Below are 2,739 nucleotides of genomic sequence, written 5' to 3' on the forward strand. Positions count from 1 at the left end.
TCAACTCACACAGACCATCTGACACGCCCCCCGAGTACGCGGCGCGTGCCACCGAGCGTGTACCGCAGGCTTTACCCGAACGCGAAAACCTATAACCGGACGGTTTTTCCGCTGTGGGAGAACCTCTACCCGACTCCCGCCGAAGTCGCTGCCGCGGTCCTCGGATTGATCATCACCTGCGGCTGGAACCTCGGCACCGCCCTAGCTCTCGGCGTGAGCGACGTCAACCGAGTGGACGCCCGTGACGGCAGTGAACCGCTCCATCTTCGCGTCAGGCTCACCAAACCGCGGCGGGGCGTCGTCAGCGAGTGGTCTGAGACCTACACCGACACCGGCCCTCGATCCAAAGCCCGCCTGATTCAGATGATTCTCGAACTCACCGACGGGGCGCGGCGCACGCTACAAGAGGTGGGCTACCCCACTGACGCGGTGCTCGTGTCCCTCTCGGGCCAAGTAAATGCGATCGGTAGGAACGCGCGACCAGTCCCGCTCACCGTGCTGGTAGACGCCAGTACCCACACGATAGCGAGATACCTCAGGGCCTGGCGCGGTGAACACCCCGAACTGGACTTTGCAACTCCTATCAGGTTGCGATCCTACTTCGCCACACAAGTTCATCCGCAAGGTCATAGCCTCAACACCAACATCGACTACAACCTGAACGATCCGACGGTGAAGAAGGCCGTGCAGCCAGTCATCGCCACTGTTCTTCAAGACCATTTCCACGCCGTGCAGGCGCGAGTCGTGAACGGTTCGGCGACGGTCGACGACCTCCCTTTGGATTCCCGCGGCGTGCTTGAGGAGGTGAACTCAGGTGCGCGCGACACAGTGGCCTCGGCCTGCGTTGACCACGAGCATGCCCCCGACACTCATGAGCCGTGCCGCGCGTCCTTCCTGACTTGTTTCGCGTGTACGAACGCGGTGGTCCTTAAGCGACACCTCCCTCGAGTCGTCGCCCTCCACGACCACCTGGAGGGATTGCGCGCTGTCACGCCAGCACACCTCTGGGACTCGCGATTCGCGGCTCACCATGCCCGCATCGCCTCGCTGCTAGTCCCCAATCGGCACTTCTCGAACAGCGACCTCCTCGCTGCCCGCGCTGATGTCACCGATACTGACCGGGACCAGGTCAATCGACTGATGAATAGGACTTGGGACACATGACCAACCCCGCCGTCAACACTGCTGCGACTCGGACGGTCGGGCTCACGCCTGTCGTCCCGCTGCTGACCAGTCCACTCTTCGCCAACCGTCACCACCGGACTCCCGAAGCAGTACCGGAGCCAGTCTTCGGCGACGACGTGTGGCCGCTCCACTACCTCTCGCTCTCCGAGAACAAGGAAACATTAAACATCAACTTCGCTGCCATTCGGCCCCGTCATCGCGAATCGGCGAAGGTTTACCTCTACAACGTCCTCAATACGGAAACTCAGCGTCGAACCACGTCTATGAAGTCTCGGTTCCCATCCGCCCAGACCGCCCTCCATATGTTCCACGCCATGAAGTTGTTGCTGGACTGGATCGACACACACGGACTCAGTAGCATCGCAGACCTCACCACCGACGACTGGACCCAGTACGGCGAGCACGTGGGTGCACGCGAGGATCGCACCTATTCACACAAGGTTGCGCAACTAGTCCACCTAGGGCGACTGTGGGCCCACAATGTCGACCTGCCCTCGCCTTACGCGTTCACCGCACCCTCATGGTTCTCCGCGAAATATAGCCGGTGGCTCGGTCCTGCCCCAGTCGAGTACGAGAACAAAACCGAACCGTTCCACCCTGAGGCGATCAGTGCGCTCATCGTTGCCGCCCACACCGTCATCAGCGGCTATCTCGACGGCACACTCACCGTCGGGCGTCGCGGCATTAAGAAGACCGCTGAAGCATGGTTCACGGCGCAAGGGATCACGCTCCCACCGGGCCGTCTCTCCGCCGAGAACGCCCGACAATGGAAGGACGCCACCAACTGGCTCCAGTCCTACGACGCAGGCAGCGTGCGGTCGGCAGCGTTCGTGCTCATCTCCTACTTCACCGGCATGCGCCCCCAAGAGGTCCTGCACCTTCAACGCGGCTGCCTCCGCTACAACCCAGTCACCAGCAATGCCAGCGCCGCAGCTGAGTACACAATCGTCGGCCGCGAGTTCAAGGGCCTCCGCGACGAGTACGGTGATCAACTCAGTCAAGGTGCTCAACGCGACCAGCCGTGGGTGACCATCGAGCCCGCCGCCCGCGCGATTGAGGCGCTCGAACAGCTCGCAAGACCAGACACCCCATATTTGTTCGCCTGGAACCGCCGCCCACGAGAAAGCCAACAGCGGCAAGGCGAAGTAGCCACCACGTCCTCCATAGGTATTAGTCTCGGCAGCTTCATCACGCTCTGGAACGCCCACGCTACCCAGAACGGAGACCCGGTCGTTCCAATCTCCGGGCCGACCAGCATCCTCTCCGAGAACCAATCCGGTGACGCCGCTCGCCTGCTTATCGGAACCACCCGCTTCCGACGCACGCTCGCCTACCACATCGCCAACCAGCCCGGCGGTGAGATTGCGCTCGGCATCCAGTACGGGCACGTCAAAAGCGTCGTCTCCCTCGGCTACGCGGGGCGCGGGGAGTCCGGCTTCCCCGATGTAGTGGAGTTAGACGCCCTCCTCGGCTCCTGGGACGACCTCACGCTGCTCGCCGAAGAACTCGAAGGCGGATCTGCCATTAGCCCCGGTAGTTCACGGGGATCTGAGG

Annotated in this window: 1 protein-coding gene and 1 pseudogene; both read left to right on the top strand. The window is 62.4% G+C overall.

All coding sequences use genetic code 11. The features are described from left to right. On the top strand, positions 1–1,164 hold a 1,164-nt coding region (locus tag CEY15_RS17600; protein ID WP_217987123.1), incomplete at its 5' end, for a hypothetical protein. After that, positions 1,161–2,739 (top strand): annotated as a pseudogene (locus tag CEY15_RS17605) (hypothetical protein); the annotation flags it as partial. The gene CEY15_RS17600 and the pseudogene CEY15_RS17605, both read left to right, overlap by 4 nt.

The organism is Dietzia natronolimnaea (assembly GCF_002289575.1).
GTDB classification, from domain to species: Bacteria; Actinomycetota; Actinomycetes; order Mycobacteriales; family Mycobacteriaceae; genus Dietzia; species Dietzia natronolimnaea_A.